Here is a 16,414-nt window from a genome sequence, read left to right on the forward strand (position 1 = left end):
ACTATGACCCGACGTACCGTTGGATTGATCCTGTTTTTCATTATAAAATCTTTTCACCCGGCATTAGCGGAAGAGAGCCAGGATTTGCTTACTCTTCAGAAATGGTATTTTCGTTGGGGCGATGTACGTACAGATTCAGGCCTATCAATCCCAAGTGCTGCCGAAATCGCCACCTGGAGTCAACACGACATCGGTTATAATTTTCCCAATCCGACAAATGACAGCATCTTATGGGTTGCAACTCCATTGCCTGAAAATGCGTGGGTAGAACCCGCCCTATGTGTTTTTGAACTCGATCACTATTTTGATGTTTACACCGATCAGAAGCACGTGTACACTTTTGGCCCCGATCAATACAATGACGCCAGGTTGGGCCGGATATTGATGTGGCACACGGTTCTTTTGGGAGAAAACCCGTCCGGAAAAATGCTTTTGATCCGAATCAAATCGGATCACCGTATCGGTGCAGCGGAGATCCAGATCGGCTCATTTCGAGAGGTCATTGATCGTATCGCAATGTCAGGCATGGATCAGGTCGTAATGGGTTCGCTGTTTTTATTAATCGGTATCGGGGCTTTTGCGATAGTATTTTTCAGAAAAATCCACAAACACATTGTAACGTCCTTTGCAATTTTATCGCTGCATTTGGGAGTTATTACGCTATTTCAAACTGAGCTGGCACAAGCTGTGAGCAAAGTTACAATCTTATTCACTTTCATAGATGCTATGTTAATCTTTTTTCTACCGGTCAGTATTTGTTATTTTTTCGAAAAAACGTTTGATCAGGGCTTTTTCAGATCGGTTTATTGGCTCAGAATCATCCATACGGTGTATGGATTGATCACGGCCATTTTAGTGTGGCTTGTACGATTTCCTTTCGACAATCTTTTTTTTGGTATAACGGTGTTGACCCTTTTTGCCATTTCTGTTTCAGCCATCAAAAGGGCCATTCACGGTAATTTCGAAGCGAAAATTTTCGTTGGCGGTTTTGTTTTATTTACAGCATTTCTTTTCCGTGACGTTTTGATGGGACTTGAGTTTATTGCAGGATGGAAATTGACCAATCATTGGGGCATGCTGGCCTTGATGATTGCGTTGGCCATTATTCTGGAAAAACGTTTCACCGAAGCTCAAAAAATGCTCCAGGAAAAAATACTGGAACTCGGTATCAGCGAACAGCGGTTACGATTTATGGTCGAAAATCTTCCGCGTGGAGCTGTTTATCATCACGGAACCGATATTTTTATGAATAAAGCGGCGGAAGAAATTACCGCCTATTCTCGAACAGAATTGACCACAATCGATGAGTGGTTTCTAAAAATGCATCCGTCGGATCATGCTGAAGCTCACAAGCGATATCTGCAATCCAAACAGACCGGATTTCCGGAGCCCATTACTTTTTCGATTACACGCAAAGACGGTGAAATGCGCCGGATTGAATTTGTTGCTTATTCGGATTGGCCCGACGAAGTCTGGCTCTTAAACGATGTGACGGAAAGAGAACGTGCCGAAATTGCGCTGAAAGAATCGCGTGAAGAGCTGAGAAAATTAGCCGGGCATTTACAAGAAGCCCGTGAAACGGAGCGCGCGCACATTGCCCGTGAAATTCATGACGAATTGGGACAATATTTAACCGGATTGAAAATGGATCTGGTGATGATTAAGGATGTAATTCATGATAATCGCAGTGAAACAGAAATCCGCGAATCTCTGAAAACCAAATTGGATTCCACCGCTCATTTGCTTGATAAAACCGTCATGTCCGTTCGAAAGATTGCATCCGACTTGCGACCGATCGTATTAGACAATCTCGGTCTGATCGCTGCCATCGAATGGCAGGTTGAAGATTTTCAAAACCGTACCGGTATTCCATGTGAATATCATTTACCCGCTGGATCCATTGAACTCGATAAGGATTTGTCGACGGCGATTTTCAGAATAGTACAGGAATCGTTGACGAATGTGATCCGGCATGCGCAGGCTTCGCGGGTGAGTATCGCCTTTGGACGAAGTGACAATCACTATTTCCTTGAAATCAAGGACAACGGGAAAGGCATTCAACCAAATGATTTACACAAATCAAAATCGTTTGGAGTGATTGGAATCCGGGAGCGTGCTTCGCTTTTCGGAGGCGAAGCGTCGATCGTAGGTGAGCCCGGGCGCGGTACAACCGTCAGCGTTACGATTCCAATATCATCTAACCAGATTAAGGATGTCGTATGATAAAAATACTGATTGCCGATGATCATCCGGTTGTCCGGGAAGGATTGAAACAGATTATTTCAAAAGCGTCCGACATGACCGTTACCGGTGAAGCTCTCAATGGACAAGAAGCTTTGGCGAAAATTGAGTCCGAAAACTTTGACGTAATAGTACTGGATGTCGGTATGCCGGGGCGCGACGGACTTGAGATCCTAAAAGACATCCGAAAAGTTCATCAAAAACTGCCGGTTCTGATATTAAGTATGTATCCCGAAGATCAGGTTGCGATCAGGGCTCTCAATGCGGGTGCATCGGGATATATGAATAAAGAAATCGCACCTGCCGAATTAGTCAATGCGATCAGAAAAATATTTCTCGGCGGAAAATATGTATCCGAAACGCTCGCGCAGCAATTTGCTTCCGGTCTATACATGCGCGCAAAAGAAACTCCGCAGGAACAACTTTCTGATAGAGAATTTCAAGTGCTCCGAATGATCGCCTCAGCAAAAAACGCAAACGAAATCGCCGACGAACTTTTTATCAGCATCAAAACCGTGCGAACTTACCGGGACCGAATTTTAGAAAAATTGAATTTAAAAAACGACGTCGAATTGACACATTTTGCCATTAAAAACAATCTTTTAGGTTAAGTCGTGTCGTCTATGGACTACACGAACAATCTTCAGAAATGACAGATGTTTCAGCTTTCTGCCGATTGTTGTGAGCTCGTATTTATGATATGTTGTAAACGAGTTTACAATTTAATAGGAGAAGAAATGAAGACAAAAATTTTTCAGACCATTTTGCAAGTGCTGGCTTGTGCAGCAGCGATCGTATTAATTTTTGCGGTTGATGCATTTATTAGCCCGGCTGCCGCTGACGTTCATACGGCAGCCGCCATTTTGTTTTTGATCGTCGGTTTGCTTTTTGCAAAAACGGAAGCGCTTACCACGACGCAAAAACTCTTAGCGATCAATTTACCTTTGGTCGGGTTTCTTTGCGTGTTTGCAGGAGTGACCGATCCCATAACGCCTATTTTTTCGCTCACTGGAATTATATTCTCTGCTATTGGCCTTCTTATCAGACGAAAAACGGTGAATTACTTCAAAGTTTCTTCTATGGTTGTTGGAGGTATTATTTACGCTTATATTTTTGGGTTTGTCGCATTGCCACGTTTAACCGCCAACAACAAAATGACCGTCACCGATACGGCTTCACCTTCGTTTGAATTGGTAACTTTAAGTAATGAAACTTTAAGCAGTAACGATCTGAAAGATCAGGTGGTTGTCCTTAATTTCTGGGCGACATGGTGCAGCAATTGCGTTCAGGAAATGCCCCAATTCAACACATTCGCTGCAAATTATAAGGGGAATGATCGTGTCAAAATATTGGCCGTTACTATGGATGCCGAAGGTGAGACGCTCGAAAAAGCCAAAGCTTACATGAATAAAAAAGGCTACGATATTCCTTTGGCTTTCGATAAAAACATGAAAACGTACCAAACTTTGAAACTCGAAGATATCCCGGCAACTGTGGTTATCGACAAACGTGGCCATGTTCGGATGATTCATACTGGGTTTGGCTCTCAGGAAGATTACTCCGCTTTGTTAGATGAACAAGTTCAGTCTTTGCTTAATGAATAAAAATCCTCAATATCCCATCCATATCAAAGCCGCCTTCGGGCGGCTTTTTCTTTTGTAGTCTACGGCTGACACGCCTGATCCGAATTGCCCACATACAAATCGTCTTTCTGCCGATTGTTCCGCCATGCTGTTAACGTTAAATTGACAGCATGAAAAACAAGGATACAAAAACTTTTTATCGCGTCGCAATTGCCGACGATTCGCACATCATTCGAGAACGTTTTACTCAATGGGTAAAACGTTGCCAGGGCTTTGAGATGATCTGGGAGGCTGAAACAGGGCAGGAAGCGATCGAAAAATTTAAATCCTCTCGCGCGGATATTGTGATACTGGATATTGAAATGCCAAACGGCCATGGCATATCGGTGCTTGACGAAATAAAAAAAATAGAATCGGAGACCGTGGTCATTATGCTCACTAATTATCCATTGCCTCCATTTCGAAGACGTTGTTTACGAGCCGGAGCGGATCACTTTTTTGATAAAAGCACTGAGTTTGAAAAAGTATTTGAAACTATTCAAAACATGAACATTAATAATTAAACCGTAACAGGAGGAACTATGAACACATTTCGTTTTTTTGCCGCTTTAATCATTGTAATCTTTACAGCCGATATTATGGCTTTAGGTCATGCTACGGCTCAAAATGACTCTCTTGACTCAGTAGGATTGAAAAAAAATCAATTGGATTGGTTTCCCATTGTTTTCTGGACGCCCGACACGCGATTTCTTGGCGGGGCTTTTTTGAGCTATTCTATCCCCAAAACCGTGCATGGAGTCGAAGGTCATCCGACTTCGATCGCGTTGCCGCTGGTTTACACGCAGGAACATCAATACATGAGCGGTTTGGAAATGGAGCATTATTGGAACGACGAGCGCGACCGCATTAAAATCACTGCCGAGTATGTCAAGTTTTTCGAAGACTTTTATGGCATTGGCAATACACTACCGGAAAAAAACAAAGAAGAATTTACGCCGCGTCGCTTCAGCTTTCAGGCCAATTACTACAAAAATGTTTCTGGAAGGTTTTTTGCAGGATTACAATATGAATATGAAGATTACAGCGTCGTCAAAGCCAAATCCAGCGGTTTGATTGCGGACATGAATCTTAAAGGAACGACGATTACATCGGGTTTAGGTCTCGTCGCAATGCTGGATACGCGTAACGATGAAATCTATCCGCGTTCAGGTTCTTTTCATCAAGTGTCCATGGTGCCTTTTCACAGCATCATCGGCAGTGAAAAGAATTTTGTGCGGACAACGATTGATGTTCGTCAATATTTTCGCATTGCCAAATCGCATGTGTTCGCGTACCAGGCCTACGCGGCTTTAACTTCCGGTCACACGCCGATGAATGAAATGGCGCTTTTTGGAGGTCAGAACCTGATGCGCGGATTTTACGGAGGCCGTTATCGCGACCGGCAGATGATTGCTGCTCAAGCGGAATACCGGTTGCCGCTTTTCTGGAGATTTGGAATGACCGGATTTGCCGGAATCGGCGACGTCGCCAATCAGGTTGGCGATTTTAGAACCAATGATCTAAAAGTTTCCGGCGGCGTTGGTTTACGGTTCGCTCTTGATAGAAAAAAACAACACAACATCCGGCTGGATTTAGCGTTTGGAAAAAACGCGGTACCGGCAATCGGAATCGGTGAAGCATTTTAAAAAAGAAAAAGAAGAAGGATAGAATCATGCAAATCATTGATAAAGAATTACCGGTGTGTTATCGCAATTTTCTGAGCGGCGATAAATTGAAGCTTCGATTAATGAGCAGCAACAAACCGTCTTTAACCGAGCTCAATATGATCGGACGGTCGATTTTAGAGGCTTCAACAGCGGACCTATGCTTATCGGGATTATTTATTCATCATTGGGAAACAATGTCTTTATGTGATGTCGATGAAACATTGGCCCAGATGGTTTCCGAAATCGGCGACGCCATACTCAGAAAAATCCGGAATGAATTGGACCACGGCCGCGTTTAATATATACAGAAGCCATTTCTCTCAACATAAAACCCTTTTTTATAAAAGGGTTTTTTTATATGTTGGTTGTGCAACTTCTGTTTCACGGTTTTCGTAGAGGTAGATCTCATCATTTTTTTTTATAATAAGGAAATTACCAATGAAGAAAACGATCCTTTTGCTGTTTTTTCTGTTTCAAAACGCCTACTCCCAATACACCGTCACCGAACACAAAGATGGCGAATATACTTATAAAACAGTTAACGGAGATCTGCTTGGCGCACGGATATATACATTGAAGAACGGATTGACCGTCTATTTGTCCGTTTACAAAAATGCACCGCGTATTCAAACGTATGTCGTTCTTCGCACCGGAAGCAAGCAGGATCCGTCCGATGCAACGGGATTGGCGCATTATCTCGAACATTTGCTTTTCAAAGGAACGGATCGTTACGGAACGAAAGATTATGCCAAAGAAAAGATCGAACTTGATAAAATTGAAAATCTTTTTGAAATGCATCGCGCATCCAAAGACACTGCCCAGCGAAAATTAATCTACCATCAGATCGATTCAATTTCAGGAGTAGCAGCGCAGTACGCGATTGCCAACGAATTCGACAAAATGTTATCCGACATCGGCGCAAAAGGGACCAACGCCAATACGTGGTACGACCGCACGATATACATCAACGATATTCCGTCCAATGCACTTGAAAAATGGCTCGCAATCGAATCGGAAAGATATCGTAATCCGGTTTTCAGGATTTTCCATACTGAACTGGAAGCGGTATATGAAGAAAAAAACAGAACATTGGATAGTGATGCCCGGAAAATTTTCTACACGGTCATGGCATCGTTATTTAAGAATCATACGTACGGTACGCAAACGGGCATCGGAACTATCGAACATTTGAAAAATCCGTCTCTCAAAAAAATCCGTGAATTTTACAACACCTATTATGTTCCCAATAACATGGCGCTTTGTCTTTCCGGAGATTTCGATCCGGATGTTACCATCCGCCAGATTGATAAATATTTCAGCGGTTTCAAATCCAAAGATGTTCCAAAGTACACTTTCAAACCGGAAGAAGAAATTACTGCTCCGATTGTCAAAACAGTAATGGGGCCCAGCGCTGAATCCGTCACACTCGCATACCGTTTTCCCGGCGCAAACCATCCCGATGCCAAAACGCTCACGCTTATTGACCGGCTGCTGACCAACAGCACAGCCGGATTGATCGATCTCAATCTCGAACAAAAACAAAAAGTCTTGAGCGCAGGATGTTCGGCAGAAATTTATGCTGATTACAGTATTCATATTTTTTCAGGTCAGCCGCGCGAAGGCCAGACTCTTGAAGAAGTCAAAGACTTGCTTTTAGGACAAATTGACTTGGTAAAAAAAGGCGAGTTCGATGAATCGATGATTCAAGCCATTGCAAAAAACATGAAAATTGAACAAATGCAGGCTTTTGAAAATAATGGAGGAAGAACGGAAGCGTTTGCCGATGCTTTTATGAATGGGATTTCATGGGAAAATTATGTTGCCGGTATCGATGCCATTTCCAAGATCTCCAAAAACGACGTTGTCAAAATCGCTAACCAATACTATAAAAATAATTATGTTGTTGTGTATAAAAAAACCGGAGCCGATACGACGATTCAAAAAATTGAGAAACCGAAAATAACACCGGTAACTCTCAGCCGTCAGGATCGCAGCGAATTTCAAAATGAAATTCTCAAGATGAAGGAAGAAAAACTCAAACCGGTATTTCTCGATTTCAAAAAGGACATTAAAGAATTAAAATTGAATAACGGTATTACGCTGCAGTACCTCAAAAACACTGAGAACCAGCTTTTTACTATTTATTATCTGCTCGACATGGGAAGTCAGCACGACCCTAAATTGGAATATGCCATTGATTTGCTGCAGTATCTTGGAACTGATAAATATTCTGCCGAACAAATCCGTAAAGAGTTTTATAAACTCGGATGCAGTTTTGGAGTTTCTGCCGGGGCCGATCAATCATTTGTTTTTTTGAATGGATTGGAGGAAAGTTTTGACGATGGATTAAAGCTGTTCGAACATCTTTTGAAAAATGCCAAACCGGATCAGGAAGCTTTGAATTTACTTGTTCAGGGCGAGATTAAAAAACGTACTGATGCAAAATTAAGTAAATCCAACATACTTTTCGGAGGTTTGAATAATTACGCAACGTACGGCGCTGTCAATCCATTTACGGACGTTTTGTCTGAAGAAACACTCAAAGCTTTGAAAGCTGAAGAATTGGTTCAAAAACTTCACGATCTTACTTCCTATTCTCATCGGGTATTATATTACGGATCACGGAATGATGAAAACCTCGTGCGATCACTCAATACAATTCATCAGACGCCGGCTCAGTTCAAACCGGTTCCCACGAAAAAAGAATACGCTCGAGCCGATATAAAGACCACTAAAGTTTACTTTGTGCCATATGACATGGTACAAACCGAGATCATTTGGTTAAGTAAATCCGAGTCCTACCATCCCGAATGGGCGCCAACGGTTGGTTTGTACAACGAATATTTCGGCGGCGGAATGTCGTCGATCGTTTTTCAAACAATTCGTGAGTCAAAGGCGCTGGCGTACACCGTTTTTGCACGTTATATTCCGCCTTCCAAAAAAACAGATCCTTATTATTTACTCGCCTACGTCGGCACACAAGCCGACAAAATGAAAGAAGCGATCGATGGGGTCAATGACTTACTGAACAACCTTTCGTACTCGGAAATTCAGTTTGAGTCAGCCAAACAAGCGATCAAAAGCCGCATCGAATCGGAAAGGATAACCAAAACAGGGATTTTGTTTAGTTATGAAGCGGCAAAAAAACTCGGACTCAATTACGACTTACGCCAAAGTATATACCAGAAAATCGATCAAATTACCTTTGATGATGTGAAAAAATTTCAGGAAACGTATATCAAAAACAAACCTGCCGTGTATTGCATTATCGGATCGAAAGACCGGATTAAAATGGACGACTTGAAAAAATATGGAGAGGTTGTTGAGTTGACGCTAAAAGATATTTTTGGTTATTAATCGTTGTACAAATCGATCAAAAAAACGAGGCAGCATAGAATTTCTGCCTCGTTTTTGTTTTTCCTTTCGCCAGTTAGCTTGACAAACCTTTATCAAATGAGTATATTCGAGCCCGTTTTTTAAACTTTTAAGGTACACATGTTATCGCGCGTTATCGGGCAGGAGTCGGCCAAGAAACAGATTTTAAATGCTTATCGCCACGAACGTCTTGCACACGCCTACTTGATTACAGGTGATGAAGGATTGGGCGCTGAAGAATTAGCCGTGGAAATGGCTAAGTTTCTGCTGTGTGCCAATCCGGATCGCGAACGCTTCGAACCTTGCCAGCAATGCGCTAATTGCCGCAAAGTGTCGGAATTTCAGCACGCCGACGTTCATTATTATTTTCCGACATTGAAATCGACGGATGAAGAAACGATGAGAGATATGCTTCAGGCCAAGGCCAGCGAATTGTACACCCGTGTTTATGTCGGCGGCGGAAGTATTCACATTGGTGATCCGGACAACCCTGAGAAAAATTCCATTCGTGGTCTTGCGCGTGAAACATCGCTGCGTTCATTCGAAGGCAATAAAAAAATTTTTATTCTAACCTATGTGAACGAAATGAACGATGAAGCAGCCAATGCGTTTTTGAAAATTCTTGAAGAACCTCCGCCGACAACATTTTTCTTTCTGACGGCAACGCGGCTACACACGTTACTTCCGACGATCATTTCGCGATGCCAGGCCGTAAAGTTATCGCCGGTTAAAGAAACAGATATCAAAAACGCTTTAATCAAAGAAAAAAACATCGAGACTGGTGAAGCGCAGTTGATTGCCAAACTGGCCAATAGTAATTACGGCAAAGCGTTGGAATTGATAGGAGGAGATTTGGATCGTCGGCGTAAAACGATGCTGGATTTCCTGCTGGCAATCGTTTCGCCACAATCAACCGCTATCGTTCAAGCCGTAGACGCTATTCTTGCCGATACCGAAAAAGACAAAGCCGCGATTACCGATATTCTGATGATTATGCTGGCATGGTTCCAGGATATATTTTATATCAGGCATCTCCATGAGCATCCTGAAGCTCTCAAAAACAGCTTGATTAATCACGATCTAACCGATCGCTTAGAGAAATTTGTCCGCAATTTTCCACGAACCAACACGGAAACGGCTGTTTTTGAAATCGAAAAAGCTGTTGACCTTATATCCCGAAATGTCTATCTTAATTTGATTTTAGTGAATCTAGGACTGAATTTACGCCACTTGGCGATAAAAAAATAACCTACTTTTACGTTTCTGCAGTGCCAAAAAAATGATCGCAGGAACGTTATTTATTTAATCAGAATTTCATATACATGAGTTATATTCAGATCGAATTCAAAAGCCATCGTAAAGAATATTTTGACAATAAAAATAATCTGACCATTAAACGCGGCGACAACGTTATTGTACAAGCTGAAAGCGGGGTCGACCTTGGTCGCGTTACTCAAACGGGGGATCAGCTTCCATCCGAAATGGCCGGAAAAGAAATGCGGGCTGTCGTCCGCATCGCCAATCCGGATGAAATCGAGCGCCTGAAAACCAATCGCGCCGATGAAGAAAAAGCCAAAGAAGTCATCAAACAAAAAATCAATAAGTTTGCACTCAAAATGAAACTTGTCGACGCCGAATACCAATTTGATCGTCGTCGTATTGTATTCTATTTTACAGCCGAAAAACGCGTTGATTTTCGTGCTCTGGTGCGTGATCTGGCGTCGGAATTCAAAACGCGTATTGAACTACGACAAATCGGTGTTCGTGATGAAGCCAAACGAATGGATGGTTATGGCCCTTGCGGAAAACGTTTGTGCTGTACATCGCACTTGAACGAGTTCGTTCCGATCACAACGGATTTTGCCAAAGATCAGGGATTACAATTGAATCCGTCGAAACTTACCGGTCTGTGCGGGCGATTGAAATGTTGCCTTGCGTACGAACGTGATTTTTATGTTAATACACTGTCTCGTTTTCCCGGAGTCGGTTCGCAAGTCAAAACATCCAAAGGCCCCGGCGAAATTAAACACCTTGACATTATTGCCAATAAAGTTCACATCAAACATATGAACGATGATGAATGGGAAACATTAAAACTGGAAGAACTCGCACATTTTTTGGGCATCAATTTGGATGAGCTTCATGGAGGAGGTTGTGGATGTTCCAGCGGTGGCAATGGTTGTAATTCAGGCAAATGCAGTACTCATGATAAAGTAGAAGCCGGTGAGATTGTCAACCCGCTGAAAGATTTCATAGAAAAAGATTCCTTTTTCGAAGATCATAATTTTCCAAAGCCGACCTTGTAATTCATCTGCAATTATATTCTACTTTAACATAAATATTAGACCTCGTTTCAATCTTACGAATAAGCAAAAAAATCTTTCCTTGATGCAATAATTTTATGATATTACTTACGCTGAAGAGCACCTCCGCGCGAGCAAGCGGAGGCTCTTTTGTATTACGCTATCGGAATAAAAAAAATAAGGATAGCCGCTCATGAAATTTACATTGCTCGGCACGCGCGGTTCCAGACCCATTCTGACGCCTCAACGTACTAAGTACGGGGGAAACACGACGGCTTTTAAAGTAACGATCGATGGAATGGCGCCTATTTATATAGACGGCGGAACCGGCATTTTCCGTGAGGGCGTTGCCGTCATGAATAACGGTTCGCAACCGTTTCATGCGCATTTCCTGATCACCCATACGCATTGGGACCATATCCTGGCCTTTCCGTTTTTTACACCGCTCTTTGAGAAAGGCACTAAAATTACAATCATGGGTCCGCGTTCGGAAAAATACGACGTCAAATCGCTTTTTGAGCATCAACACGATAAAGGATTGATTCCAATTCCATTTGATATGTTCAAAGATCGTATCGATTTTGTTGAACTGCATCCCAATCAGCGATTCAAAATCGGCGAAGCCGATATACAAACGGTTCAACTCAATCATCAAGGTCTCACATTGGGATACCGGATCGAACATGGTGGTAAATCGATTTGTATTGTGACCGATCATGCACCGATTGAAAAGAATCATCTCGGTATTTTAATGAAAAAATGGGATAAAGAAGATTTTACCGAAAAAGAAAAAGAATTTTACGAGACATTGGTGGATTTTTGTGATCACGCCGATTTGATGTTACACGATACGCATTTTACCAAAGAGGGCATCAAAGGCAAGGAAAATTGGGGGCATAGTTCGCCGGAAATGGCAGTTGATCTTGCGGTTCGTGCGAACGTAAAGAAAATAATTTTAGGTCATCATGCGCCGGAAGACATGGATGAACAAGTCGATATGAAAATTGCTTCGGCTAAAGCCTATATTCAATCGCTTGGCAAAGGTGGATCGATCGAAGTCGTTGCGTTGAGCGAAGGGGAGGAAGTATGGCTTTAGAAGTTATTTTTTATGGAACACGCGGATCGATCAGTGCGCCGCATCCGGACATTTTAAAATACGGCGCTCATACGCCCTGTATCATCATCACCAGCGGGGATCGTTCAATTATCATTGATGCCGGATTTGGTATCGGCTTTTATTCCGATCACTTAGCCAATAAAATGGGTGAATTCCATATCTTAATTTCTCATTTTCATTGGGATCATATTCAAGGCTTGAATTATTTTGGTCCGGTTCATCATCCGAAAAGTACCAACCATTTTTATTCGCCTTTTAAAACCGAACAGATGCAGGACGTGATGGATATCTATTTCGACGGCTCTTACGGCCCGTTCAATGGTTGGGAAGCGCTGAACTCACAGTTTGTATTTCACCGTCTTTCCAATCAAGCCGTTATCAACGGTTTTAACGTCTCCTTTAAAGCTTTGAATCACACAGATCCATGTTATGCCTATAAAATCTCTGATGGCAAACACACGATTGTCTATGCCAGCGATCATGAAGCTATCGATAATCAAGTTAACCGGGATTTTATAGAATGGGCCGAAGGCTGCGATATGCTCATTCATGATGCGATGTATTATGATAAAGAATATGAAACGCGTATAGGTTGGGGCCACAGTACTTTCGACATGGCGTGCAACAATGCCCGTAAGATCAAAACCCGAACGACTCTTTTGACGCATCATGAACCGTTACGCAGCGATGCAGAACTGGATGCCATCGAAAAAGAACTAAGACAAAAGTATCCGGCACTAAACGTGTTATGTGCACAACAGGAAATTGTTTATAAACCTTGATATCCCCATAAATCCTCACTCTATTTCTACGACGGAGTTCCTCAATTGTCAGAATCGAAAGAACACAAACGTATTCTGGTTACCAGTGCATTGCCGTATGCCAATGGTCCCAGTCACATCGGCCGCCTGACAGGTGCATACATCCCCGCTGATATTTATGTACGATACCAGCGTCTGATGAAACGCGACATTGTATATATCTGCGGGAGCGATGAACACGGAGTTCCGATTACTATTCAAGCCGAAAAAGAAAGCGTCAAACCCCAACAATTGGTTGATCGCTATCATGCGATGATTTTGGATGAATTTACGCGTATGGGTATTAGCTTTGATCACTACTCCAGAACATCGGCGCCGATTCATTACGAAACAGCCCAGGAATTTTTTCTGGAAGTGTATGAAAAAGGCATTCTCAAAAAGAAAACGCAGCAGCAATGGTATGATGAAAAAGCCGCCATGTTCCTTTCCGATCGTTATGTCGAAGGCACATGCCCGATTTGCCAAAACCCGGAAGCCCGCGGCGATCAATGCGAAAGATGTGGCACGTACCTCGATCAAATGCAATTGATCAATCCGAAAAGTAAAGTTACCGGAACCGTACCTGTTGCCAAAGAGACTACGCACTGGTATTTGCCACTCGGTGATTTTCAGCCTGCTCTTGAAAAATGGATCGGTGAGAAAACACATTGGAAGGATAACGTACTCAATTATTGTAAAGGCTGGTTCCAGCAAAAGCTTGAAGATCGCGCCTATACGCGAGATTTAGAATGGGGCGTTCCTGTTCCAAAAACTGATCGTAAAGGCAACACTATCGAAGGAGCTGAGCGTAAAGTTATTTACGTTTGGTTCGAAGCTGTGTTAGGTTACATTTCGGCTACGAAAGAATGGGCAAGAAAAATCGGACAAAACGAACGGTGGCGCGATTATTGGCAAAAAGAGGATACAAAGTTAGTTCACTTCATCGGTAAAGATAACATCGTTTTCCATGCGATCATTTTTCCCGCGATTACAATCGCCTATAATCAAAATCATAGGAAGGATGATACGTTCGTATTGGTTTCTGAAATTCCGGCCTGTGAGTTTTTAAATCTGGAAGGTGCGAAATTATCGACGAGCCGAAATTATGCTGTCTGGGTAAAAGATTATCTGGAAAAATTTCCGCCGGATCCGTTACGGTATACACTGACGTCGATCTTACCTGAATCAAAAGATTCAGATTTTTCATGGAAAGATTTTCAGGCTAGGAACAACAGTGAATTAGCCGACATTCTTGGTAATTTTATTAACCGTTCGCTAACCTTCACCGTTAAAAATTTTGATCATAAAGTTCCAACGCCCGGGAAATTGACGCAATCGGATCTCGCCATGTTGGTAGAGATCAAACAAGCTCAAAAAGAAGTCGGTGAATTCATAGAGCGTTTCCGATTCCGTGATGCCTGCAAACGTTTTATGGACTTAGCTCGCGCCGCCAATAAATATTTCAATGACAGTGAACCTTGGAAAAAAATCAAAACCGATCGTGAACAATGCGCCACGACTTTGTACGTCAGTGTGCAAGTTGTGCGGGCGCTTGCAATCGTGATGCTGCCATTTATTCCGTTCACAGCCGAACGTGTTTGGCGTATGCTGAATTTATCCGGCAAAGCCGAAGAACAAAATTGGTCTGAGATCGGCGAAACAACCGTTGATAGCGGACATACGCTTGGAAATGTTGAAATCGTTTTTGCGAAAATTGACGATGATATCATTCAGAAAGAAGTTGATTTATTAAATGCAACCATCGAAAAAAAGGCTGCCGAAACCGCAGCAACGGCAAAGGTCGAACCGGCGAAACCAACAATTCCGTTCGATGATTTTATGAAAGTCGACCTGCGCAGTGCGACCGTTCTTCATGCTGAAAAAATCAAAGGCAGCAGCAAGCTGCTTCGCCTTGAATTGGATTTAGGCTATGAAAAGCGCCAAGTCGTCAGCGGATTGGCAAAATTCTACAAACCGGAAGAATTGATAGGAAAACAAATCATCCTGGTAGCTAACCTGAAACCGGCTACCATTTATGGCGTCGAATCCAACGGCATGGTATTGACCGCTGGTAATGACGAAACATTGAAATTGCTTGCTCCTGAACAGGTCATTCCAAATGGTTTACGTGTATCATAAATATATCTTATTCAAAACTAATTTTAATGCGTGTTGATGGTTGAAAACCCGAAAATTTTAGTAGTTGAAGACGATTTTCAGAATCGTCAATTGATCAATATCTATCTGAGTCGATCCGGATACGACACGGTTTTGGCCATCAATGGTCGCGATGCATTGGATAAGCTCAAAACATTTACTCCGGACATCATCGTCAGTGATATCTCTATGCCGCACATGAACGGTTTTGAACTCTACGACGAGGTCAAAAACATCCCACAATTGCGATCGATACCGTTTATTTTTTTGACGGCACATTCGGACACTGAAAAACGCCGATATGGAAAAGAAATCGGATCGGATGATTATTTGACAAAACCAATTGAGCGTGAGGATTTAATTGCTTCAATAAAAGGCAAACTTAAGCGGGTTCATGAAATACGTTCGACAACCGAAGCGCAGATGCTTCGGCACGTCGATGATCTCAAACGTAATATTTTGTCGGTCATTACGCACGAAGTAAATACACCTCTTTTTATCATCAAAATGACGGCCAATTTATTGCTCGATGACACGTTGCAGTTTAATCCTAACGAACTACAAGAGCTTTTGCTGAGGATCAAACGAAGCGGTGAACGGCTTGATTCCTTGCTCAAAGATTTTCTTATCAGCGCCCGAATTGCTATGGGAGAAGCTAAAAAGGAATATGAAGACGCCAAACAGGAAACCGATATTAATTTTATCGTCACGCATCTCCAGCACAAGTTCCAGAAAATTGCCGATGCAAAAAATCTGACGCTGGAAACTGATTTTCAATCGAACTTACCGATTTTACTGCTGCACGTCGACCAGATCGCTGACGTTGTCGAACGGCTTTTCCATAATGCGGTTAAATTTAATCGCGACAACGGAAAGATCGTGATGCAGACTAAATTGGATGACGGCAAGGTAGTTTTTGAAATTGAAGATACGGGTATCGGTATTTCCGCGAAAGAGATTGATAAAATATTCGATAAATTCTATCAGGTCAATCGTGCTGAAATGGAACAGCAAGGAGCGGGGCTTGGGCTCACGATTGCGCGCGATATTGCAAGGATCAATGGCGGTAATATCGTTGTAGAAAGTAAAGAAGGCGTGGGGAGTGTTTTCAGATTGATTTTTCCAGTATAGC

General features: G+C 42.5%; 13 protein-coding genes. All 13 read left to right on the forward strand.

The window, feature by feature from the left end:
- Positions 1–3 precede the first annotated feature (3 nt).
- The 13 genes from K1X84_00850 (at position 4) to K1X84_00910 (ending at position 16,413) form a co-directional block, all read left to right on the forward strand.
- Positions 4–2,223 (forward strand): PAS domain S-box protein, encoded by a 2,220-nt coding sequence (locus K1X84_00850; GenBank protein MBX7150156.1) that lies wholly within the window; start codon positions 4–6, stop codon positions 2,221–2,223.
- Positions 2,220–2,852 carry a response regulator transcription factor gene (locus K1X84_00855; protein ID MBX7150157.1) on the forward strand — a complete coding sequence of 211 codons (633 nt, stop codon included), beginning with the start codon at positions 2,220–2,222 and terminating at the stop codon, positions 2,850–2,852. Before K1X84_00850 ends, K1X84_00855 begins: the two co-directional genes overlap by 4 nt.
- A 126-nt stretch (positions 2,853–2,978) precedes the next feature.
- Positions 2,979–3,845, forward strand: coding sequence for a TlpA family protein disulfide reductase (locus K1X84_00860; protein ID MBX7150158.1), 867 nt, complete (start codon positions 2,979–2,981; stop codon positions 3,843–3,845).
- Between the two features lie 149 nt (positions 3,846–3,994).
- Positions 3,995–4,387: a response regulator transcription factor gene (locus K1X84_00865; protein ID MBX7150159.1), complete on the forward strand. Its 393-nt coding sequence runs from the start codon at positions 3,995–3,997 to the stop codon at positions 4,385–4,387.
- An 18-nt stretch (positions 4,388–4,405) separates the two neighbouring features.
- A complete protein-coding gene (locus K1X84_00870) occupies positions 4,406–5,509 on the forward strand; it encodes an outer membrane protein assembly factor (protein ID MBX7150160.1) in 1,104 nt (367 codons plus the stop codon).
- 26 nt (positions 5,510–5,535) lie between these two features.
- Complete coding sequence (locus K1X84_00875) at positions 5,536–5,829, forward strand: hypothetical protein (protein MBX7150161.1); 294 nt, start codon at positions 5,536–5,538, stop codon at positions 5,827–5,829.
- Positions 5,830–5,968: 139 nt separating this feature from the next.
- Positions 5,969–8,887, forward strand: coding sequence for an insulinase family protein (locus K1X84_00880; GenBank protein ID MBX7150162.1), 2,919 nt, complete (start codon positions 5,969–5,971; stop codon positions 8,885–8,887).
- A 138-nt stretch (positions 8,888–9,025) separates the two neighbouring features.
- Complete coding sequence (locus K1X84_00885) at positions 9,026–10,153, forward strand: hypothetical protein (protein MBX7150163.1); 1,128 nt, start codon at positions 9,026–9,028, stop codon at positions 10,151–10,153.
- Positions 10,154–10,227: 74 nt separating this feature from the next.
- Positions 10,228–11,211: a hypothetical protein gene (locus tag K1X84_00890; GenBank protein ID MBX7150164.1), complete on the forward strand. Its 984-nt coding sequence runs from the start codon at positions 10,228–10,230 to the stop codon at positions 11,209–11,211.
- A 190-nt stretch (positions 11,212–11,401) separates the two neighbouring features.
- A complete protein-coding gene (locus tag K1X84_00895; protein MBX7150165.1) occupies positions 11,402–12,304 on the forward strand; it encodes an MBL fold metallo-hydrolase in 903 nt (300 codons plus the stop codon).
- The gene (locus K1X84_00900) at positions 12,295–13,107 is read left to right on the forward strand and encodes an MBL fold metallo-hydrolase (protein MBX7150166.1); all 813 of its coding nucleotides are present in this window, start codon (positions 12,295–12,297) and stop codon (positions 13,105–13,107) included. The genes K1X84_00895 and K1X84_00900 overlap by 10 nt, the downstream gene beginning before the upstream one ends.
- Before the next feature lie 45 nt (positions 13,108–13,152).
- The gene (gene metG / locus K1X84_00905) at positions 13,153–15,264 is read left to right on the forward strand and encodes a methionine--tRNA ligase (GenBank protein ID MBX7150167.1); all 2,112 of its coding nucleotides are present in this window, start codon (positions 13,153–13,155) and stop codon (positions 15,262–15,264) included.
- Between the two features lie 36 nt (positions 15,265–15,300).
- Positions 15,301–16,413, forward strand: coding sequence for a hybrid sensor histidine kinase/response regulator (locus K1X84_00910; GenBank protein MBX7150168.1), 1,113 nt, complete (start codon positions 15,301–15,303; stop codon positions 16,411–16,413).
- Position 16,414 lies beyond the last annotated feature (1 nt).

The organism is bacterium (genome assembly GCA_019695335.1).
GTDB lineage: Bacteria > CLD3 > CLD3 > SB21 > SB21 > JABWBZ01.